The organism is Haladaptatus rarus (genome assembly GCF_054177585.1).
In genome coordinates this window covers 332,077-352,002 of sequence record NZ_JBPEHG010000002.1, presented here as the reverse complement: position 1 = coordinate 352,002, position 19,926 = coordinate 332,077, and the positions used below count along the sequence as shown (strand labels likewise).

21 protein-coding genes and 1 tRNA gene are annotated in these 19,926 nt (G+C 59.5%); 6 read left to right on the top strand and 16 right to left on the bottom strand.

Going from position 1 to position 19,926, the window contains the following annotated elements; genetic code table 11:
• Positions 1-511 precede the first annotated feature (511 nt).
• Genes hpt through ACR3FE_RS06980 form a run of 5 tightly spaced genes read left to right on the top strand, consistent with a single transcriptional unit; the run spans position 512 to position 2,463 of the window.
• The gene (gene hpt / locus ACR3FE_RS07000; protein WP_458206362.1) at positions 512-1,078 is read left to right on the top strand and encodes a hypoxanthine/guanine phosphoribosyltransferase; all 567 of its coding nucleotides are present in this window, start codon (positions 512-514) and stop codon (positions 1,076-1,078) included.
• Between the two features lies 1 nt (position 1,079).
• Positions 1,080-1,409 (top strand): hypothetical protein, encoded by a 330-nt coding sequence (locus ACR3FE_RS06995; protein ID WP_458206361.1) that lies wholly within the window; start codon positions 1,080-1,082, stop codon positions 1,407-1,409.
• A gap of 51 nt (positions 1,410-1,460) precedes the next feature.
• Positions 1,461-1,712: a hypothetical protein gene (locus tag ACR3FE_RS06990; protein ID WP_458206360.1), complete on the top strand. Its 252-nt coding sequence runs from the start codon at positions 1,461-1,463 to the stop codon at positions 1,710-1,712.
• Positions 1,713-1,715: 3 nt separating this feature from the next.
• Positions 1,716-2,243 (top strand): hypothetical protein, encoded by a 528-nt coding sequence (locus tag ACR3FE_RS06985; RefSeq protein ID WP_458206359.1) that lies wholly within the window; start codon positions 1,716-1,718, stop codon positions 2,241-2,243.
• Between the two features lie 7 nt (positions 2,244-2,250).
• Positions 2,251-2,463, top strand: coding sequence for a hypothetical protein (locus ACR3FE_RS06980; RefSeq protein WP_458206358.1), 213 nt, complete (start codon positions 2,251-2,253; stop codon positions 2,461-2,463).
• On the opposite strand, the gene ACR3FE_RS06975 is transcribed toward ACR3FE_RS06980, so the two are convergent.
• The 11 genes from ACR3FE_RS06975 to ACR3FE_RS06925 form a co-directional block, all read right to left on the bottom strand.
• Positions 2,460-2,717 carry a hypothetical protein gene (locus ACR3FE_RS06975; protein ID WP_458206357.1) on the bottom strand — a complete coding sequence of 86 codons (258 nt, stop codon included), beginning with the start codon at positions 2,715-2,717 and terminating at the stop codon, positions 2,460-2,462. The two genes, ACR3FE_RS06980 and ACR3FE_RS06975, sit on opposite strands and share 4 nt — an antisense overlap.
• A gap of 39 nt (positions 2,718-2,756) precedes the next feature.
• Positions 2,757-3,215 carry a hypothetical protein gene (locus ACR3FE_RS06970; protein ID WP_458206356.1) on the bottom strand — a complete coding sequence of 153 codons (459 nt, stop codon included), beginning with the start codon at positions 3,213-3,215 and terminating at the stop codon, positions 2,757-2,759.
• Positions 3,215-3,706 carry a hypothetical protein gene (locus tag ACR3FE_RS06965; RefSeq protein ID WP_458206355.1) on the bottom strand — a complete coding sequence of 164 codons (492 nt, stop codon included), beginning with the start codon at positions 3,704-3,706 and terminating at the stop codon, positions 3,215-3,217. The genes ACR3FE_RS06970 and ACR3FE_RS06965 overlap by 1 nt, the downstream gene beginning before the upstream one ends.
• An 80-nt stretch (positions 3,707-3,786) precedes the next feature.
• Positions 3,787-5,157 carry an ABC transporter ATP-binding protein gene (locus ACR3FE_RS06960; protein ID WP_458206354.1) on the bottom strand — a complete coding sequence of 457 codons (1,371 nt, stop codon included), beginning with the start codon at positions 5,155-5,157 and terminating at the stop codon, positions 3,787-3,789.
• Complete coding sequence (locus tag ACR3FE_RS06955; RefSeq protein ID WP_458206353.1) at positions 5,127-6,278, bottom strand: ABC transporter ATP-binding protein; 1,152 nt, start codon at positions 6,276-6,278, stop codon at positions 5,127-5,129. Before ACR3FE_RS06955 ends, ACR3FE_RS06960 begins: the two co-directional genes overlap by 31 nt.
• Positions 6,279-6,281: 3 nt before the next feature.
• Positions 6,282-7,238, bottom strand: a complete 957-nt coding sequence (locus ACR3FE_RS06950) for an ABC transporter permease (RefSeq protein WP_458206352.1) — start codon at positions 7,236-7,238, stop codon at positions 6,282-6,284.
• Positions 7,239-8,228 carry an ABC transporter permease gene (locus tag ACR3FE_RS06945; protein ID WP_458206351.1) on the bottom strand — a complete coding sequence of 330 codons (990 nt, stop codon included), beginning with the start codon at positions 8,226-8,228 and terminating at the stop codon, positions 7,239-7,241.
• Positions 8,229-8,411: 183 nt separating this feature from the next.
• Positions 8,412-10,460, bottom strand: a complete 2,049-nt coding sequence (locus tag ACR3FE_RS06940) for an ABC transporter substrate-binding protein (RefSeq protein ID WP_458206350.1) — start codon at positions 10,458-10,460, stop codon at positions 8,412-8,414.
• 148 nt (positions 10,461-10,608) lie between these two features.
• Entirely contained in the window at positions 10,609-10,881 is a 273-nt protein-coding gene (locus tag ACR3FE_RS06935) for a hypothetical protein (protein ID WP_458206349.1), read from the bottom strand.
• A gap of 56 nt (positions 10,882-10,937) precedes the next feature.
• Entirely contained in the window at positions 10,938-11,621 is a 684-nt protein-coding gene (locus ACR3FE_RS06930) for a type 1 glutamine amidotransferase domain-containing protein (RefSeq protein ID WP_458206348.1), read from the bottom strand.
• A 265-nt stretch (positions 11,622-11,886) separates the two neighbouring features.
• Positions 11,887-11,961 (bottom strand) — tRNA-Met (locus ACR3FE_RS06925).
• A 150-nt stretch (positions 11,962-12,111) separates the two neighbouring features.
• Here ACR3FE_RS06925 and ACR3FE_RS06920 point away from each other — a divergent pair.
• A complete protein-coding gene (locus ACR3FE_RS06920) occupies positions 12,112-14,367 on the top strand; it encodes a DUF2298 domain-containing protein (RefSeq protein WP_458206347.1) in 2,256 nt (751 codons plus the stop codon).
• A gap of 67 nt (positions 14,368-14,434) precedes the next feature.
• Here the strand turns inward: ACR3FE_RS06920 and ACR3FE_RS06915 are convergent, their stop codons facing one another.
• The 5 genes from ACR3FE_RS06915 to ACR3FE_RS06895 form a co-directional block, all read right to left on the bottom strand.
• A complete protein-coding gene (locus ACR3FE_RS06915; RefSeq protein ID WP_458206346.1) occupies positions 14,435-15,253 on the bottom strand; it encodes a nucleoside phosphorylase in 819 nt (272 codons plus the stop codon).
• 54 nt (positions 15,254-15,307) lie between these two features.
• Positions 15,308-15,694, bottom strand: a complete 387-nt coding sequence (cdd, locus tag ACR3FE_RS06910) for a cytidine deaminase (RefSeq protein ID WP_458206345.1) — start codon at positions 15,692-15,694, stop codon at positions 15,308-15,310.
• A gap of 386 nt (positions 15,695-16,080) precedes the next feature.
• The gene (locus ACR3FE_RS06905) at positions 16,081-17,130 is read right to left on the bottom strand and encodes an ABC transporter permease (protein WP_458206344.1); all 1,050 of its coding nucleotides are present in this window, start codon (positions 17,128-17,130) and stop codon (positions 16,081-16,083) included.
• The gene (locus ACR3FE_RS06900) at positions 17,123-18,295 is read right to left on the bottom strand and encodes an ABC transporter permease (protein ID WP_458206343.1); all 1,173 of its coding nucleotides are present in this window, start codon (positions 18,293-18,295) and stop codon (positions 17,123-17,125) included. The genes ACR3FE_RS06905 and ACR3FE_RS06900 overlap by 8 nt, the downstream gene beginning before the upstream one ends.
• Entirely contained in the window at positions 18,292-19,875 is a 1,584-nt protein-coding gene (locus ACR3FE_RS06895; RefSeq protein ID WP_458206342.1) for an ABC transporter ATP-binding protein, read from the bottom strand. The genes ACR3FE_RS06900 and ACR3FE_RS06895 overlap by 4 nt, the downstream gene beginning before the upstream one ends.
• Between the last annotated feature and the right edge of the window lie 51 nt (positions 19,876-19,926).

Sequence of the window (19,926 nt, the reverse complement as noted above, 5' to 3'; positions counted from 1 at the left end):
CGATTCGAATCGGTCGGCAGTTCAGTGATTCGCGGTTCGACGGGTCGGCGGTTCCAAGGCCTACAATCCGAAAACAACACTTTAACGGACAGTTCACTCACCATGTCGTAGTCATTATCTGCTACTTCGACTATCGCATTTAAATTCTCGCCCGAAAGGATGGATGGTATCCCGTCTGCCGCTCGGATTACGCCATTAGCCTTGCCTGGATGTCCCGAAGGGGTGGGATACGGATGGAACCCTGCTGGGGTAGGGGTCTGTGACAACCGTGCTGTCCTGCGGGCCTCGCCAACCCGCACTCTCTCCTACCGCAGGCAGTGTAAAAGTGGTGTGCCTTACCCGGACTGAAAGTGAAAGTGGCTCCTCGATACGAACACGATGAGACGGACGCTCGAACGGTTCCAGTATTCGTCAGTCGCCACCATGATTCCAGCTTCAGTGTCACCGTTTTTCGAATCACTTCGCGTACGCGATACCGGCACCTTTTACTGCTGGATTGAATACCTCCAACATGGACCAGTTGAAGCAGTCGCTTCTCGAAGCGCCGATCATCGAGAAAGAAGGGTACCATTACTTCGTCCACCCCATCAGCGACGGGATTCCGATGCTCGAACCGACACTGCTGCGCGAGATCGTCATCAAGATCATCCGCAAGGCGGATCTGGAGAACGTCGATAAGATCGTCACGCCCGCCGCGATGGGCATCCACATCTCGACCGCGGTCTCGCTGATGACCGACATCCCGCTGGTGGTCATCCGCAAGCGCCAGTACGGACTGGAAGGCGAAGTCGCGCTCTCCCAGCAGACCGGCTACTCCGAGAACGAGATGTTCATCAACAACGTCCACGAGGGCGACCGCGTGCTCCTCCTGGACGACGTGCTCAGCACGGGGGGGACGATGAAAGCCGTCACCGAGGCGCTCGAATACATCGGCGCCGACGTGGTTGACGTCTGTGCCGTCATCAAGAAAGTCGGCGCGAACGAACTGGACGACACAGATTATCTGGTGAAGACGCTCATCAACGTGGACGTGCAGGACGGCGAAGTCGTCATCGTGGACGAGCACGGCGACGGGTAAGATGCTCTCCAGACAGTTTCTGGCGATGCTCTCGACGTTCACGCTCGTCACGGGCGCGCTACTCGTCGGTGACGCCCTTCACGGGTCGGTCGTGACGGGCGTGTACGGAGTGCTCACGCCAGCGTTCGCCGTTCGCGTGCTCCCCGGAATCGCGTTCATCTGGCTCGGCTACACCCTGCGCGAGAATCACGAGCAGTTCATCTCCGCGTACTTCGCCGGACGAGACGCGGCATCGAAGTCGAGCGACGAGGAGTTCGACGAGCGAATGTCACCGCTCTCCGGTGATGGACTGGAGCATCTGGAAGCCAGCGACCGAGACCGCGACGAATGAAACTAACTCTCTTTGCAGAACATTTATGCTTGTGCCGAAGTAGCACAAACCATGGCGTTAAAGAATCGCGTCCCGAAACAGATGCGCGGTCCGATAGGGTTTGTATCGATCGCTGTAGCAATACTCTGTGTCGTCATTGGATACATCTACCTCCTGTTCGGCATCTCACTGTACTTCAAACTGATACCGCAGTTGAGAGCGACCATGACGACGACCGAGTCGCTCATTGTCGTTGCGAGTGGTGTTCTACTTCTCGGTCTCGGCTACGCTGGCTGGCGCGGTTTCAACTACTTCGCGTACTAAGCTATGGATATTCGAAACCATCCTGACGCCCCCGATTTCGAGGAACTGCAGGACATCGTGGTCGAACCCATTCCTCGTGAGGAGATCGAAGCCCGGAGAGCCGACGGCGAGGTGCTGGTCGAGGACAACGTCCGCGAACGTGACGACCTGAACGTCGTCGCGTACATCAGTCCCGGAACGGACGGTGCCGACGAAGACAACATCGGCGTCCCGCTCTACCGGCTCGTCCAGATGTTCGGTACACCGCAGTTCCCCGAATACCAGGCGGGTGAAGACATCAGCTGGCGAACCGACGAGACGTTCAAATACCTGTTCCGGGTGATGCATAAGGGGGAGGCCGACGAACTCCCAACCGAGTGGCTCATGACGATTCACGATTCCCACGTCAGATTCGCTGCAAGTGTCGCCGAATGGCGCGACGATGACGAAGCGTTCACCGCCGATTCGAAGCTCGCGCTCACCACCTACGCTCTGGCGCAAGAGATCGTCATCGCGCCAGTCGAATGTGTCTTCGAAGATATCCGTTTCTGAGGACACTATGGACGACCTTGGAAACCGGGTCTTCTACTGGTTGACCAACGAGACGAATCTCTCGATACTGCTGTTCGTCGTCGCAACGGCGCTCGGTGTTTCGAGCCTCGTGCTGTTCTTTCTCTCTAACGAGCAGTCTGCCACCCGCATGGAGTTCGGTCTCCTCGTCGCCGCGATGGCAGTCCTCTTTTACATGACGCTCCGGAACAACACGTTCTAACGCGTCACGACGTGCATGATGGTAAACGCGAGCGTGATCGAACCGATGAGTAGCCCGGCAAAGACCGGGATGATCGCGCCGTAGTCGTACAGGTCGTACCAGTAACCGGCGTACGTGAGCAAGATGAACGACGGGACCGAAAGCAGCAAGAAAAGCGATGAGAGGTAGCTGGCGAGAGTCGGGTCGTCACCGTGTTTTGCGAAGGTGCCGCGCTCACGGACGGAGCGGTCACGGGTGGGAACGTCTTTCGACACGGAAGAACGTACAGACGCTCAGAACAAAACACTCACGGTTTAGGTAGATGCGTAGGCATCCACCGTCAGGGCTGTCAGATACGCGCCGAGGTACACCGACGAATAGACGAACAGTGCGGCGACGACCGCCGTCCCCGTCAGCCGTGGCAGCAGGATGTCACGCGCACCCGTCGAGTACGGAAGGATCCAGAGGGGCGCAACCCACACCCCGACCATCGTGAATCCACCGACGAAGAAGCCGACGATTCCGACGTGGATACTCTCTCGAAGGTCGTGTGCGAGCAGATGTGCGAATACGCCAGCGAGAGCCGTCAGTCCGAGCACGAGCCGTGGGTCTATCGAGATTGTCATCAGCTCCGACATGTTGTAGGTGAACGCTGCCAGGCCTGCGATGACACCCGAGACGAGGCTCTTCGCAAGGACAGCGATCTGATATCGCCGTCGGAGCTTTCCGCTGAACTTTTCGGTCGTCCATCCGTGGTTATTCGCTTCTGTCATCAGTTTGCTCCTCCGATATCTACGGGAACGGTTACCGATTTCTGACCGATCTCACCGTTGATTTCGCCAGCTAACCGTATCGAACCTGATTGGACGGCACGTCTCGTCTGTTTTTCGGTTGCCGGGGTGAGATCGATGTTCGCCGTTATCTCGACCGTCTCTCCTGCTGGAACCGCTGTTTTATCGAACATCGTCGTCGTTCCATCGTTCAACTGCGTTTGCCCATCGTAGGCGTGCAACAGACCAGAGTAGAACACTACCGTTCGTCGTGTCGGATTGTGTACCTCGAACGTGGCGGAGAGATGTTCACCACCATCGGTGACTGCATACTCCGTCGCCGTCACGTCGACACTGCCGATGTTCATCGTGGCGATGTGCCCCTGCATCGTAGGGACGAACAACATCATCGTGACGATAGCTGTAACGAGGACGAGACCGACGACGAGAGGGCGTTTCGGCCGTAAGGGGTTGCGGGCGTTCGAATTCGACATGAAGATGTGCGAAGCTATGTGTATCAGTACCGTAAGGTTTTCCCTCGACAACGGGACGGAATCGAGAAAGGTAGCGACGATCAGTCGGAAGCGTCTGGTGTGATCGGCTCCGTGTTCGACGACGACGATTCGTAGAGGTGACAGGCTGCGATCTGGTCACCCGACTGTCGCAATTCGGGATGACTCTGCTCACAGATCGTCTGGAACTCTCGGTCGAGTTGTTCCTCTGCTTCCTCGACGTTTCCTTCGAGGAGATCGCGCGCAGCAGACCGAAGTGCGTTCTCGGCCTGTCGAGGCATGTCGAGTGTGTCTATATCGACGTTCCCCTCGTCTTCACCTTCGATACGGTACTCTTCGGGTAGTTCCATCGCGAGCCCGGTTTCGAGCAGTCTATCGACGGCGTGGCGCTGGTCTCGGTTCTCCGCATCGATATCTTCTCCGTCGAGATCACCGAGGGCAACCTTGCGCTTGAAATTGAAGGCACGCCGGAACGCTTCCTGACTGCCTGTCCAGTCCTCCGGCGGGATTATCTTCGAACATCGCGGGTGGAACTGACAACCACTGGGTGGGTTCCGCGGGTTCGGAACCTCACCTGTCACGTTCGCCCGGTGGCGCTCAGCTTCGGGTTCGATCTCCGGCACCGCGTCGAACAGCGCTTGCGTGTAGGGATGTTTCGAGTTCTCGACGACCTCACTCGTCGGTCCCTGTTCGATGATGTCACCGAGATACATGATGGCCGTTCGGTCACACATGTACCGGATGAGCGAGAGGTCGTGGCTGATGAACAGATACGTCAGGCCGTACTCGTCCTGCAGTTCCTTCATCAGGTTCAAGACGCCTGCCCGAATCGACACGTCGAGCATCGAGACGGGTTCGTCACAGACGACGAAATCGGGGTCGACGACCAGCGCACGCGCGATAGCGACACGCTGCCGTTCACCACCTGAGAGCTCTTTCGGGAACTCGTTCAAGTACGCCTCTGCAGGCGAGAGACCCACGTCGTTCAACACCTGGACGACCTTGTCACGGCGGTCTTGGTAGCCCTCTCCGATGTCGTTTATCTGGAGCGGCTCGACGATGGACTGGAACACCGTCATCCGTGGGTTCAGACTCTCGAAGGGATCCTGGAAGATCATCTGGACACGCTGGCGGAACACCTTCTCGTCCTCCCGCGTGAGTTCGGTCACGTCACGACCGTCGAACTTGATGGTTCCGTGCGTGGGGTTGTACAGCTTCACCAGTAGCTTCCCGAGCGTGGTCTTCCCACAGCCGGACTCGCCAGCGATTCCCATGATGTCGCCCTTGTTGATCGTTAGGTCGACGTCCTGAACTGCACGGACCGGTCGTGGTTCTCGACCGAGCAGCCGCTCGACGACACCCTGCGATAGGTCGAACAACTTCGAGACGTTCTCGATCTCTACTAGTGCGTCTGCGTCGTGTTCTGTTGCCATATTTCCTCCTTTTTCGCCTCAGTGCGCATCATTTCGAGTTCGTCGACACGATAGCACGCCGAGCGGTGGATTTTGGGTTTGCTCGCTTCCGTGCGTTTCCCCGTCTCTGCCTGGTCGATATCGTACATCGGCGGGTGTGCCGAGTAGCACTCGTCCACTACGAACGGACACCGAGTTGCGAACCGGCACCCAGCACTCGGGTCGAGGAGCGTCGGTGGCGACCCGGGGATCGAGATGAGTTCCTGCTGTTCTTCTTCGACCGTCGGGAACGAATTCTTCAGGCCGAGTGTGTAGGGATTCGCCGAATCCGTGAGCACCTCGGTCATCGGTCCACTCTCCATCATCTTCCCACCGTACATCACGGCGAGCTGGTCACAGATCTCGGCCATGACACTGATGTCGTGGCTGACGACGATGATCGCAACGTTGAACTCCTCCTGAAGTGCTTCGAGTTCCTCCAGGATTCGGTCCTGGATGATGACGTCGAGTGCCGTCGTCGGCTCGTCCGCGATGAGCAAGTCCGGATTGCACGCCATCGCCATGGCGATGACGGCGCGTTGTTTCATCCCACCACTGAACTGGTGGGCGTAGTCGTCCGCGCGCTCCGGTTCGATACCGACACGTTCGATGAGATCACGTGCGCGCTCGTCCGCCTCCTTCTCGGTCGTGTTTGGTTCGTGACGCAAGATCGCTTCGACGATCTGATCACCGACCTTGTACACCGGGTTGAGGGCGTTCATCGCACTCTGTGGGATGAGTGCGATATCTCGCCATCGGACGTCACGGATCTCCTGATTGTCCAGCTTTGCGAGGTCGGTCATCCCGTCTTCACGAACCGGGTACCGGTCGTCGTCGATTATCTCACGACGTGCGTTGCCGTTCTCGTCCTCCCACTGTGGCAACGTTCCGTCGAACCAGATCTCCCCACTTTCGACGTATCCGTTCGAGTCGAGAAGGTGGATGAGTGACTTCGCCAGCGTCGTCTTTCCGCAGCCTGATTCACCGACGAGACCGTACGTCTCGCCGTGATCGACACTAAAGCTGACACCATCGACAGCGTGAACCTGCTTGTCGCCAGCGTCGTAGCGAACGCAGAGATCGTTTACTTCTAGTAGTGACATGAGTTACTCCTGTGGGTTGGCAACGTCCTCCACCGAGAATCCGATGAAGTAGAACGCCGCAGCGATAGACGTGATCGCCAGTCCTGGTGGGATGAGCCACCACGGCGCGTCGAAGATATACTGTTGTGCCTTTACTCGCTCGATCATCACACCCCACGAGACCTCCGTGAAGTCGGCCAGACCGAGGTACGCGAGCGCTGCCTGGGCGAGAATCGCGGATGCCGCGTCTTGCGCGAGGAACACGAATGCCAGTGGCACGACGTTCGGCAGGATGTGTCGGAACACGATTCGCGTGTCGCTCGCGCCTGCAACTCGCGCAGACTCGATGTACGCTCGTTCCTTGAGCGACAACGTCTCCCCGCGGATGAGGATGCAGTTGTTGAGCCACGACGTGATGGCGATGCCGAGGATGATGTTCGTCGTGTTAATCCCTCGGATCGCGACGAGGACGATGAGGAACGGGAGGAACGGCATTCCGTACATCACGTCCACGATGCGCTGGATGAGCTCGTCGATCCAGGTGTCGCCGTAGAAACCGCTGATGAGACCCAGCGGAACGCCGACGAGGCTGGAGAGGAGCCCGGCTGCGAACCCGATATACAGCGCGTCCTTCGCTGCGTACACCATCAGCGTCAGGATACCGTGGCCCAAGTCGTTCGTCCCGAGTGGTGCGAAGAACGGGTCACCGAACGCTGGCGGGTGTGGCAGTTGTTGTGTCTGTTGGAGCGTCATCCGGACGTACTGGTCGTTGCCGACGAACGCCCGCCACTCCATCGTGTGCGGGGCGAAAAACGACGGGAACAGCGCCCAGAGGATGTACATGAAGAGGATGAGGACACCGAGAACACCCATCTTGTGCTGCGTGTATCGGTTCCATCCCCGACGGAAGCGTTCGATGCGCGGTTCCCATCGCTCTTTGAATGTATCGATCGTTGATGCGTTTTCAGATTGTGTCGCCATCTATGATTCCTCCCCGAACTTGATTCGTGGGTCGAGGAACGTGTACGCGATGTCTGTCACCAGCCGCATCGTGATGATGAGGACTGCGAGCATGAAGAACGCCGCCTGTGTGACGGGGTAGTCCTTCTGCATCACCGCGTTCACGATCAACTTCCCGATACCGGGCCAACTGAACACCTGTTCGATGATGACACTCCCGTCGATGAGGAACGCCAATCCGACGATCGCCTGCGTAGCGACCGGAATCAGCGCATTGCGGGCTGCGTGTTTCATCATCACCGTTCGCTCACTGAGACCTTTCGCTCTCGCGAGGAAGACATAATCTTCCCCGGTGACGTTGTTCATCGACGGGCGCATGACGAGCATCGACCCGACCCACCCGACGAACGCGATACTGAACAGTGGGAGCGCGATATGGTGAAGAATGTTCGTCATCGCCAGGAACGGCGTCCAATCGGCGATTCCGAACTGGTCGACCATGTATGTGCTCTTCAGCAGTCCGAGTTCGTAGTCGAACAACCAGATGAACAACCATGCGATCCAGAATGCGGGCATGGAGTACATCGTCAGACCGGCGGTGTAGGTGAACTTGTCTTTCCGGGTACCACGCCACCAGCCCAGATACATACCCACCAGTGGCCCCACGGTGTATGCGATGACGAACCCGGCACCGAACAGGATGATGGTGCGGGGGAATCGTCGGATGATCAGATCCCAGACGGGAACCTTCAGCGTCGGTGACCGTCCGAACTCACCGACCTGGTAGTTGATCATGAAGTTCAGGTACTGTTTCCACAGCGGCTCATTGAGACCCCAGGTCTCTCGAAGTCGCTCGATCTGTACTGGCTTCATCTCCGGTGTGATCATTGTCGAGATAAACGATCCCGGCATGCTCCGAATGAGCACGAACAGGATCGTCATTATCACGAGCAGAGTCAGGTAGGAGACGACAAGCCGCTTTGCAAGGTAGCGAGTGCTAATCCTAGTCATTGTCTTCCTTTCGTTGACGTCGGTCTGTCAGTTACCATATCGCTTACTCTTGTGTATCCATACAATGCATGGTACACATTCGTTATCAATGTGGTGATTCTCTAATCGGTCGCGTACTAAATACAGCCATGTTCCCCCTACGTATCGGCAAAAAACCAGTGTCGAGGGTCGTGTGTCAGACCGTTATTTCTTCAGGTTCTTCTTGAGGTACATGTTGCCGTACTCGACGCCCCAGTTCGCGTAGGCGGGGTCGACGATGTTCTCGACCACACCACCGAACTTGGCCGTGTTCATGGGCCAGCGGTACTTCGCGTAGTCCTGCACCATGTACGGCATGTCGAGGTAGACGCGCTCGATAGCCTTCGCCCACTTCTTGTTCCGTGGCTCCGGTTCGGTCTCGCTGTATGCAGTGTCGATCAGTTTGTCGGCACTGCCACCGGAGACACCGTAGCCAGTGGAGTTGTAGGCGAACTTCTCGTGGTCGTCGCCGGACTGCCGCGAGTGGAAGAACGCCTCGATGGACGTTCCGTACGGGTCGGTTCCACCCCAACCCATCGGGTAGATGTCGAACTCCTCGGTCTGGTACACCTTACCAGTCATGGTGTTGAACTCGATCGGTTTGGTGGAAACCGGGATGCCGAGCTGTTTCAGGTTCTTCACCCACTGCGCGATAGCCTTCGCTTCGTTCGGCTTCTCGCTTGGCGGGTCGATGAAGATCGTGAGAGAGTCGCCGTCCATCATCTCGGGGATGGTTTTTCCATCGACGAGAAGCTCTTTGTCGGCGTTCGAGTTCTTGAGTGCCTTCGACTTGACGGAGCCGAAGGTGTACTCGTACTTCGAACTCGACCGGCTCGCTTTCACACCGGAGTACGTTCCGGGGAACTCCTTGCCGACGTAGGTACCTTTGCCGCTGACGACGTTTCCGTCCGTCAGGAACTTCCGAACGCCTTCGATGTCCGGTTTCTTACCACCCGCGCTCCGGAAGTCGAATGCGTTCGTCTGCGGATCGGTCAGCAGATTTCCATCGTGGACGGATTCGGGACGTGCAGCCCGGTAACCCGGCGAGTGTGCGTAGTCGCCCTTGATGACGAAGCCACCTTTGAGGGTCTGCGTCCAGTACTTGTCGTCGAACAGGAACGCCATCGCCTGTCGGAGTGCAACGTCGTCGAGGGGGGCACGCCGACAGTTGAATCCGTAGTACGAGAATCCACTGTCGTACCCCTTCATGAGGCCTTTATCTTCGGATTTCTGGACCTTGGGGATCTTCGATGCCTTGAAGCTCCCGTAGTGAGTGTCGATGTCACCGTTCAGGAACGCCTGCGTCATCGGACCGGTACCACCGTAGACCTTGAAGTTCACGCCATCGAGGAACGGACCGCCGTGGACGAGCGACTTGTGGTCTTTGATCCACTGGAGGCTGTTGAGAGCGTAGGTGTTATCGATGTAGTCGCGGCGGAACTTGACCTGCATCGAGGTGTCCGGGTTGTACTTGGTGAGTTTACCCGGCCCGGTTCCGACGGGACCTTCATCGTTCTCCTTCATCGGGTCGTAGTTCTTGTAGTCGACGCCCTCCCACTTGTGCTTGGGAATGATCGGCGCGCCACCGAGGATGGTGGAGTCCCACGTCCCGACCTGCTTGGACATCTTGATGTGGAGGTCCCAGTCGTTGCTCGCCTCTTCAATTGCATCGAAGTCATTCCACACCGAGTACTCGCCGGGTTCGTTGTCGAGTACGTACTGGTATGAGAAGAGCACGTCTTCGATCGGCTTGAACTTCTCACCGTCGTTCCACTCCAGACCTTCCTTTCGGACGTTGAAGTAGATGTCCGGTTTCTCCTTGTCTGCGTTCTTCACTTCCCAATCAGTGAAGACGTTCTCTTTGACTTCGAACGTCACTGGGTCGGTAGTGATACCGTAGTTGTAGATGGGACTGAGCGCGACTGCTGAGTAAACGCTGCCCGACAAGAAGATGTTCGGGCTGTCCGGGTTCGATGGAAGACCGTAGCGGAGCGTTCCACCGGGCGTGATGTTGTCCGGCCCGACTTCGACGGTTCCGGCTGCTTCGGTCGTAGTCGAACCTGTGCTCGTCGTGCTCGTGTTTTCCCCTTCGTCGTCGTTGTTATTCTGAGTCGAACAACCCGCAAGCGAGAGGGCAACTGCTCCGGCCCCACTTGCCTTCAGGAAGTTCCTTCGGCTGTCATCCTTACCACTTCGGTTGCGTCGCCGTGGCATACCAAAGACTTGCACAAGATGTATTTAAAGCTACTGGTTGCCAGAAGCTTTTAGTTTTTTGAGTCTCATAGAAGACGAGAGTGGTTCTAAAGTATGATGAACTGTTCGTTGATACTGAACAGATATGTTTTCATTAAAATGTTTTCCGTTAATTAACAGATTCTCTCGCAAGCATCCCATAATAGATCGCCCCGGCAACCGCAGTCGTCCCTAATACGAGATGCGACTCTGCGGGAATCGCGGATTGGTTCGGATACTCTCGTGCCCAGACGACACTCAGGCCCGACCAGATACTGGCTATGAAGAATGCAGTCGTGAGTAACCAGAGCCCCATCTGCTTTCGCCCCGAGCGCATTGCGGCGATGGCGATGATCATCGTCCCCCCCGCCATCACTGCCAACACACCGCGTGTCCCGACCATCCGTTGACACTGGGGGCGACGCTGGTATAAATCGACCGATTTCACTAATCGATGACCTATTCGATACCGAGCGCGTCGAGCAGCGTCGTCGCCGCCGCGTGCGATGACCCCGGTCCGCGTCCCGTGATCAGATCGCCATCGGTTCGGACGCTCGTCTCCGCATCCAGCTCTGCGTCCCAGTTACCGCCCGCGCCTTTCACCTCGTCTTCGACCCAGTACGGGAGCTTTCTCCCGTCCGGCATACAGTCGTTCTCGTCGACGATGCCCTCTTCCCACTCGTTCGGGAAGCCGGTCACGTCACGTCCCTCGACGAGCAGTTCGCCGTCACTGTCCCACGTGAACGCCAGCAGGCCGACCGCGTGACAGACCACGAGTGCTTTCTTCTCGCCCGTTTCCACCGCGTCACGGAGCAACCGACGCGCATGTTTGTCTTGATTGATATCCCATTCGGTTCCGTGACCGCCGGGGAACACCACCGCACCGTACTCGTCCATCCCCGTCTGTGCCAACGGCGTCGGGTCTTGAAGCCGAGAGTCGTTTTCGTGCGCTTCGCGGACTCGCTCGGCGGTCTCCTCACCGACGTTCTCCGGGTCGGTCGAACGTTCGTCGATGACCGGTTTCGAACCGCTCGGCGTCGCAACGTCGATATCGACACCTGCATCGGAGAGCGTCTGCAGCGGCTCGATACACTCTTCGCCCCAGTAGCCTTCTTCACTAACCACGAATAGCACGGAGGTCATACACCAGACGTAGCGTGCCACTATCCATAAATCGGGTGGCCCGACCGACGAAGCAGGTGGTCACTCGGCGCTCACCAGAGATTCGGATAGAGAACCCTCCACGAGGGTTTGTTTCCTTTACAATAGCGGGAGGTAGATTTGAACTACGCCAGAACATGCTCACTACGTTGTGCGTGTCCTGTCTCATTCAAATCTACTCAGATACGATTTTGCTCACCAGAGAATCGCATAGAGAATCCTCCACGAAGGTTTGTTTCCTTTAAAATAGCGGGAGGTAGATTTGAACTACCGATCTGCGGGTTATGAGCCCGCCGGAATCTCCTGGCTATCCCATCCCGCTACCATCTCGTACTGGCGTTCGGTAGTTAAGGATTGTGATTCGACCGCCCTATGTGAGTTCCTACCGTTATCTCACCGTCGTCAAACGTATCGGAACTGTGTCACGACCCCAAGACGTATATCCATGCGGCGCACGCACCAAATCAGAGATATGGAGTTCGGACTCGTCGCTATCTGGCTGCTCGTCTACTATGCATTCGCTCTCGCGGGGCTTCCGGTCGCTACCACGCTCTTTCCCCGGTTTCCCGACCGTGGTGCCGCGTTCGCACTCCCGGTCGCCCTGACGGTCGTTACGATAGTGACGTACTGGCTCGGGCAGTTTACCTTCACTTCGTTCACGATCGCTGGCGCTATCATCGTTCTCGCTGCCCTCTCCGCTCTGCTAACGAGACGCGACCTCGAACTCGACCTCCGACGGTACGCGGAAGCCATGGTCGTCTTCACCGTCGCATTTTGCTTTCTCGTCGCCATCAGGGCTATCGACCCGGCGCTACACGCGGGCGGGGGCGAGAAGTTCCTCGACTTCGGGCTGCTGAAATCCCTCATGCGCGCGCCCGCGCTCCCGCCCGAGGACATGTGGTTCGCCGGGGAATCCATCCGGTACTACTACGGCGGTCATCTCATCGCGGCGATTCTGACGAAGCTGATCGGGACGCTCCCCCGGTTCGGCTACAACCTCGCACTCGCCGGATTCTACGGAATGTTGGTCACCACCGCCTACGGACTGGCTGGCGCTATCGCCGACCGACACGGAACTCCAGCCCGATTCGCGGGGGTCTTCGCCGCGTTCTTCGTCGGGTTCGCCGCGAACGTCTTCACATTGATTCGGCTGTTTGCGGGAGTGTTTCCACGTGCAGTCGTCGTGGCGATCGCAACACCACTGGAGATGGAACCTGCCGACGTCGCGCTCGCCGCAAAGGATTTCCACTACTGGGATGCCAGCCGCGTGATGGTCGGGACGATAAACGAGTTCCCCCTCTTCGCGTATCTGAACGGCGATCTTCACGCCCACATGATGGGGCAACCGTTTCTCCTGCTGGTCGCGGCCCTCGGGTTCGCCGTCTACCGCGCCGAAACCCGGTGGCGTCGAATACTCGTCTTCGGGGTACTTCCACCGGTCGTTGCCTTCGTCAGTACCATCAGTTCCTGGAGTTTCCCGACCGCACTCGGTGTCGTCTGGCTGGCGCTCACCTTCGCCGACGAACACCCTGCGACACTCGTTCCGGGCGGCGAACGAATCGTCGGCGGCAGGTCGGCGATCACCCGAGAACTCGGAACCATCGTGGTTGCGATGGCGATGACGCTCGTCGTCGGACTCCTCTCGCTCCTCTGGGCGGCACCGTTCGTGGTGAACATCCTGCTCGGGGCGGCAGGAACGCGAAGCGTCGGGTTTCTCCCGGATCGAAGCAGTTTCGTGGAGATACTCATCGTCCACGGTACGTTCCTCGTCCTCTTTGCGCTCTATTTCGGCTCGCACGTCCAGTGGCGAGACAGGGAAGCCACACAGGTCGGCGTTCTCGGCGGTCTGCTGGTCGTCGTCGGGTGGCAAGGCGGGGTTGCGGCACTGGCGTTGGTCGCTCCCCTCCTCGTCGGTGGGTGGGTCCTTCTCCGTCTCGACACCGACCTCGGCTACGAGACGGTCTTGGTGCTCGGCGGTGCGGGCCTCGTCTTACTCGTGGAGTTCGCTTACGTACAGGACAACGCTATCTCCGGGCGGTTCAACACCGTCTTCAAGGTGTACATGCAGGTGTGGGTGCTCTGGGCGGTCGCCGCGGGTGTCGCACTAACACGACTCCTCACCGATTCCGTCCCCGACCAACTCACTGGAACCCTCCTCACGCCTCGACAGTGGATGGCCGTCTTCACCACGTTGCTCGTCCTCTCGACCTCGGTCTACGGCGTGTTCGCCCTCAGCGAGCACGTCAACACGGACAATCCCATCCACCGCGCAGACGACCCGTCACTCGATGGGCTGGCGTTCGTCGAAACCTTTCGTGGAGACGAGGCTGGTGCAATCGCGTGGCTGGACGCGAGAGAGGGGCGACCACACATCGTCTCGGCACCCGGAAAAGCGTACCAGTGGAGCAGTCCGGCAGCGTCACTGACCGGCTTGCCGACCGTTCTCGGCTGGCCCCAGGAACGGGCCTATCGCGGCCATCTAGCCTACACAGAGCGAAAGAACGACGTGAAATTGATATACAGCCAGAACACCGCGTGGTGTACGCGCGCGGAGGTCCTCCAACGGTACGACGTGCAGTACATCTACTACGGCCCACAGGAGCGAGAGTGGTACGGTCGGATAGGCTTCGAACCCCTCCCCGGTATCGAGCGCGTCCATCGCTCCGGGTCGGTGTCGGTCTACCGCGTGAACCAGACGGTCATCGACCAGCAGGTCGGTAACTGTTGAACGAGACGTATCGACCGAAATCTGTCGACTGAAACCCGTCGACAGGGCATCGTCGACCGGTGACTGCTCAGTCGAGCGAGAGCCCCGGATGCCAGCGTTCGACGCCCGCTTTGGCTTTCAGTTCGTCCATCTCGGCGAGGAGCTTCACCGCCAGGCTGGCGGTTTCGGCGGCGCGATGCTCGCCCTCCGTTCGGAACTCTCCTGTCTCGCGATTGGCGTATACCGAGCAGACCGCACCCGCACGCAGACCGTAGACGTTTGCGATGGTCAGTATCGCGCTCGCTTCCATCTCGATGTTCTTCACGTTCGCATTCTTCAGGTGGGAGACTAATTCGTCGCCCCCCTCCGCGAGGAAGCCTTCGAATCCCGGACGGCCCTGTCCAGCGTAAAAGCTGTCCGCGCTCATCGTGATGCCGGTATGATAGTCGTAGTCGAGTCGCTCTGCGGCAGCGACGAGCGCGGCGACCACTTCGTAATCCGCGACTGCGGGGTAGTCTTTGCGGACGTATTCGTCGCTCGTCCCCTCCTGTCTGACACCACCGGTCGTGATGACGAGGTCGCCCACGTTCATGTCGGGTTGGATCGCACCACACGACCCGACGCGGATGAACGTCTCCGCGCCGATTCGCGCCAGTTCCTCGACCGCGATCGCGGCAGACGGACTCCCGATTCCCGTGGACGTAACGCTGATCGGCGTCTCGTCATAGGTGCCGGTCACGGTTCGGTACTCGCGGTGGAAGGCGACCTCTTCGGCCGAGTCCCAGAACTGCGTAATCTTCTCGACGCGCTCGGGGTTCCCCGGCAGCAGGACGGCGTCGGCAACGTCTCCCTCGCCGACCTCGATGTGGTACTGTACGTCCGCATTCGGGTCTTCGCTATCGTCCATACCTGTCACGTCTGGCGGGGGAAAAATAGGTGCTTCGCGTCGCGTCCGGTTCACTCAGCCGAGCATCTCTTCTGAGATCGTGTTCGGTAGCAACTCGCCAAGGGTGTACTCGGTCACGTCGTCACCCTCGTCGCAGACGACCGCGAGGTCGTCGTCGCAGAATTCCGCGAGCGTCTGGCGGCACATTCCGCAGGGAGTCACACCGTCGCGTCGGGCGGAGCTGACGGCGAGTCTGTCGAACTCCCGATGGCCCGACTTGATGGCCTCTGCGATGGCCACCTCCTCGGCGTGCAACGAGTTGCTGTAGTTCGCGTTCTCGATGTTACAGCCGACGTACACCGTCCCGTCAGTGGCTCTGAGTGCCGCACCGACCGGGTAGTCCGAGTAAGGGACGTGTGCGCGATCCTGTACCTCGCGTGCCTGCTCGACGAGTTCGTCCATACGAGAAAGGTGTGTGACGGTGGTTCAAATAAAACGCGGACGTGGCTCGTGACGAAGCCCTCGCTCACTACGTTCGTTCGCCCTTCGTCCACCGGGGAAACGGGGGTCATCATCGACCAGGACAACACGAATCTCCATCTGGGACCACAACACGAATTCCGCTCCTCGCGCGGGCGCGGCGCAAGCGTCGCTCGCGCCCGCGCCGAACGTTTATTATACCAGTACGGAACCAGATTCGCCGTGTTTCACCACCTACTCGTTTCGGTCGTCTGGCTGTTCGTCTTCGAACGCCGATGCGAGTTGACGACGCCGATCGCGTTCCAGAGGACGACCGAAACACGGTACAGAAAAAGAACCACGATCGTGGTGACCGACCGACCACTACCTCACTCTTCGCCGGATTCGTAGTGGTCGCCTGCCGCGTCCGGCGTCCGGGTACGACCGACCAGCGCGAGGACGACGATGACCACGACGTACGGCACGAGGCGGACGAGAGTCTGCGAGACAGCGAATCCGAGGGTCTGGAGACGTATCTCCAGTGCCGAGAGCGCCGCGAACAGCAGTGACGCGCCGAACGCGCCGATCGGGTTGTAGTTCCCGAACAGATACGCCGTGATGCCGATCCAACCCCGGCCATCCACCATGGTCGCGCCGCTGCCGATGAACTGCCCCAGCGACAGGGAGAGTCCGGCACCGCCGATACCGCAGAGGATACCCGACAACAGGACGCTCGCATAGCGAACTCGGCGGACGTCCACACCGGCGGTGTCCAGCGCCTGCGGGTTCTCGCCACTGGCGCGCACCCAACGCCCGAACGGTGTCCCGCGGAGCACGTACCACGACAGCGGCACGGCGATCAGGAGCATGTACACGGTCGGGTTGGCGTCGAAGAACACCGGCCCGATCACCGGTATCTCGACCAGCCCGGGTACCACCCAGTTCGACATCGACGGCACCGTATCGCTGGTGGTGCTCCCCCAGATGATCCGACTGGCGAACGGCGCGAGTCCGAGTGCGATGAGCCATACCGCCAGCCCTGCGATGATCTGGTCGGCTTTCAGGTCGATGGTGACGATCGCGAATAGCAACGCGAACAGCGTGCTGACGGCGATCGCCGACAGGAAGCCGAGCCACGCGGCAGTCGATGGCGAGACGAAGCCAGTCGACGAGCCACTGACGGCGATGCCGGTGAAGGCAGCGATGATGAGCAGCCCTTCGAGACCGATGTTGATGACGCCGCTCTTCTCGGCGAAGATACCACCCAGTGCTGCGAAAGCGATGGGGACGGTCACCCGGAGCGACGCACTGAGGTATCCGGCGTCGATGATACCGATGACCGCCGCGACCGGGCTCGCCGGGAAGAACACTTCCACGACGAGCGCGACGACCACGACCAGCGCCGCGAGTGCGGTGAGCAGGCTCTGTTTCCTACGCATCGTCGTCACCTCCTTCATCGCCGTCGGTTCCAGTTGGTTCGCCACCATCCGCGGCGACGCGCTCGCGCTTTGCAACCCCGAGTCGACCGCCGAGCATGCGGAAAAACTCCGGCATGGCGACGAACAGGATGATAAGCCCGCGAAGTACGCCGATGAGTTGCGGCGGAACGTCCGTCTGGAAGCCGACCGTGAGACCGCCGCTTTTCAAGACACCGAACAGGAACGCGGCCGGGATCACCGCGAGCGGGTTGTTCCCCGCGAGAATGGAGACGGTGATACCGTCGAAGCCGAGCGCCGGCGGATTGATGTATCGGCCTTCGACCATCAGCACGAAGATCGCCCCGGCGATCCCACCGATGGCCCCCGAGAGCGTCATACTCGTCACAGCCATCCGCTTCGCGTTCACTCCGGCGTACGATGCGGCTTCCGGCTGGATGCCGCTGGTTCGCAGGTCGTAGCCAAAGGAGGTGTTCTTGAACAGGTGATAGACGCCGACCGCGAGTGCCAGCCCTCCGAAGAAGACGAGCAGTGAGAAGCTCGAACTCGGGTGGAACAGGAGCGGTTTGAGCATTGCATAGCCAGGGACGCTCTCGGTAGCGACCGTCGAACTCACCCGGAAGTAGTTGTTGACGAGATAGAATGCGATACCGGAGGCGATGAAGTTGAGCATGATCGTGGTGATGACCTCGTTGGCGTCGGCGTACGCCTTCAGCGCACCCGGAATCGCTCCATACACGCCACCCGCTACCGCTCCTGCCAGCAGTCCGAGCGGGATGAGGACGATAGCACCGACGATTCCGGTCGGAACCAGAGGTGCAACGTAGAGAACGGTCAGCGCCGTCGCCAGTGAGCCGAGCACGAGCTGCCCCTGCGTACCGATATTGAACAGACCGGCCCGGAACGAAACCGCAACCGCCAGCCCGGTGAGCAAAAGCAGGGTCATCTGCTGGAGTGTGAGTGCGATGTTGAACGGCGTTCCGATCGCGCCGATGAACAGATAGAGGTACACGAGCAACGGGTTGTAACCGGACGCCACGAGCAACACAGCACCGACCAGCAACGCCGCGAACAGCGCTGCCACACTCAGTGCCAGTCGTTCGAGGGCCGACGCACCGACGAGCCGTTCGAGTCCGGCTCGCACCCGACCTCGCAGCCCACCGCTCATCGACGATCACCTCCGGCGGGCATACCACCGTCTGCTGCACGCGCCGCCATCCGCGGCACCGAGTCCGGCTCCTCACCTGCCATCAGCAACCCGAGCTGTTCCTCGGTGACCGTGTCGGGGTCGACCACGTCGACCAATTCGCCATCGTGGACGACACCCAGGCGGTCGGAGAGCTGTTGCACTTCGTCGAGTTTCGAGGAAACGAGTAGGATGGCCTTCCCCTCCTGTCGCAGATCCAGTAGACGGTCGTGGATGAACTCGATGCTGCCGATGTCCACCCCACGTGTCGGATGTGAAGCGACGACCAGTGACGGATCGCGGTTGAACTCCCGTCCGACGACGAACTTCTGCTGGTTGCCGCCGGACAGCGAGTGTGCCTCGGCGTCCGCGTTTCTCGGGCGCACGTCGTACTCCGCTACGAGATCCTCTGCGTGTTCTCGGGTCGTCTCCCAGTCGATGCTGCCGCGCTTGGCGTAGGGTTCGCTGTGTTGGCTGCCGAGCAAGCTGTTCTCGACGAGGTCGAAGTCCATGACGAGCCCTCGCTCCTGGCGGTCTTCGGGGATGTACGCGATCCCACCTTCGATGTGTTCGTGGCGTGAACGGCGGGTCACGTCTTCGCCGTCGAAGACGACCTGACCAGCGTTGGGTTTCCGCATCCCCGTGATCGCTTCGATCAGCTCGTTCTGCCCGTTGCCGTCCACGCCCGCGATGCCGAACACCTCGCCTTCGCGCACGTCGAAGCTCACGCCCGAAACGCGCTCGATGCCAGCCTCGTCGGTGATTCCGATATCGTCGACCGAGAGGACGACGTCACCGGGAGTCTGAGGTGCTTTGTCCGCTTCGAGGATGACTTCCCGACCGACCATCATCTCCGCCAGTTCCTCGCGGGTCGCGGCGGCGGCGTCTACGCTGCCGATGTTCTTGCCGTCACGGAGGACGGTGATATCGTCAGCGGCGTGCATCGCCTCGCCGAGTTTGTGCGTGATGAAGATAATCGTCTTGCCCTGGTCGGTCAACTCCTCGAAGACGGCGAAAAGATCCTCGACCTCCTGGGGCGTGAGCACCGCGGTCGGCTCGTCCAGGATGAGCACGTCGGCCCCGCGATACAGTGCTTTCAGGATCTCCACACGTTGCTGGACGCCGACGCCGACGGACTCGATGTTCGCATCGGGGTCGACGTCGAAACCGTATCGCTCGCTCAGATCGACCACCTGCTCACGGGCACGTTGATGGTCGACCGCCAGCCCGCCCCATTTTCGCGGCTCGTTGCCGAGCACGATATTCTCGGTGACGGTCATCGGATCGACGAGCATGAAGTGCTGGTGTATCATGCCGATGCCGACATCGATCGCGTCCCGAGGTGATTCGAACCTGCGAGCGTCGCCGTTCACTCGAACCGTTCCCTCCTCGGGGCGGTACAGTCCGTAGAGGACGTTCATCAGCGTGGTCTTCCCTGCGCCGTTTTCGCCGAGGAGCGCGTGAACAGTGCCGTGCTCGACGACGAGATCGACGTCGTCGTTAGCGACGACTCCGGGAAACCGCTTCGTGATTCCATCGAGATGTACAGTAGGAGTACTCATTTATGTATGACGACGCGACGTTCGTCAGACGGTGTATTTACCTCTCCCCGC

Bases quoted from the DNA above. Each gene is read 5' to 3' on its own strand.
- hpt (WP_458206362.1), top strand. From the start codon at position 512: ATGGACCAGTTGAAGCAGTCGCTTCTCGAAGCGCCGATCATCGAGAAA.
- ACR3FE_RS06995 (WP_458206361.1), top strand. From the start codon at position 1,080: ATGCTCTCCAGACAGTTTCTGGCGATGCTCTCGACGTTCACGCTCGTC.
- ACR3FE_RS06990 (WP_458206360.1), top strand. From the start codon at position 1,461: ATGGCGTTAAAGAATCGCGTCCCGAAACAGATGCGCGGTCCGATAGGG.
- ACR3FE_RS06985 (WP_458206359.1), top strand. From the start codon at position 1,716: ATGGATATTCGAAACCATCCTGACGCCCCCGATTTCGAGGAACTGCAG.
- ACR3FE_RS06980 (WP_458206358.1), top strand. From the start codon at position 2,251: ATGGACGACCTTGGAAACCGGGTCTTCTACTGGTTGACCAACGAGACG.
- ACR3FE_RS06970 (WP_458206356.1), bottom strand. From the start codon at position 3,215: ATGACAGAAGCGAATAACCACGGATGGACGACCGAAAAGTTCAGCGGA.
- ACR3FE_RS06965 (WP_458206355.1), bottom strand. From the start codon at position 3,706: ATGTCGAATTCGAACGCCCGCAACCCCTTACGGCCGAAACGCCCTCTC.
- ACR3FE_RS06960 (WP_458206354.1), bottom strand. From the start codon at position 5,157: ATGGCAACAGAACACGACGCAGACGCACTAGTAGAGATCGAGAACGTC.
- ACR3FE_RS06955 (WP_458206353.1), bottom strand. From the start codon at position 6,278: ATGTCACTACTAGAAGTAAACGATCTCTGCGTTCGCTACGACGCTGGC.
- ACR3FE_RS06950 (WP_458206352.1), bottom strand. From the start codon at position 7,238: ATGGCGACACAATCTGAAAACGCATCAACGATCGATACATTCAAAGAG.
- ACR3FE_RS06945 (WP_458206351.1), bottom strand. From the start codon at position 8,228: ATGACTAGGATTAGCACTCGCTACCTTGCAAAGCGGCTTGTCGTCTCC.
- ACR3FE_RS06940 (WP_458206350.1), bottom strand. From the start codon at position 10,460: ATGCCACGGCGACGCAACCGAAGTGGTAAGGATGACAGCCGAAGGAAC.
- ACR3FE_RS06935 (WP_458206349.1), bottom strand. From the start codon at position 10,881: ATGGTCGGGACACGCGGTGTGTTGGCAGTGATGGCGGGGGGGACGATG.
- ACR3FE_RS06930 (WP_458206348.1), bottom strand. From the start codon at position 11,621: ATGACCTCCGTGCTATTCGTGGTTAGTGAAGAAGGCTACTGGGGCGAA.
- ACR3FE_RS06920 (WP_458206347.1), top strand. From the start codon at position 12,112: ATGGAGTTCGGACTCGTCGCTATCTGGCTGCTCGTCTACTATGCATTC.
- ACR3FE_RS06915 (WP_458206346.1), bottom strand. From the start codon at position 15,253: ATGGACGATAGCGAAGACCCGAATGCGGACGTACAGTACCACATCGAG.
- cdd (WP_458206345.1), bottom strand. From the start codon at position 15,694: ATGGACGAACTCGTCGAGCAGGCACGCGAGGTACAGGATCGCGCACAC.
- ACR3FE_RS06905 (WP_458206344.1), bottom strand. From the start codon at position 17,130: ATGCGTAGGAAACAGAGCCTGCTCACCGCACTCGCGGCGCTGGTCGTG.
- ACR3FE_RS06900 (WP_458206343.1), bottom strand. From the start codon at position 18,295: ATGAGCGGTGGGCTGCGAGGTCGGGTGCGAGCCGGACTCGAACGGCTC.
- ACR3FE_RS06895 (WP_458206342.1), bottom strand. From the start codon at position 19,875: ATGAGTACTCCTACTGTACATCTCGATGGAATCACGAAGCGGTTTCCC.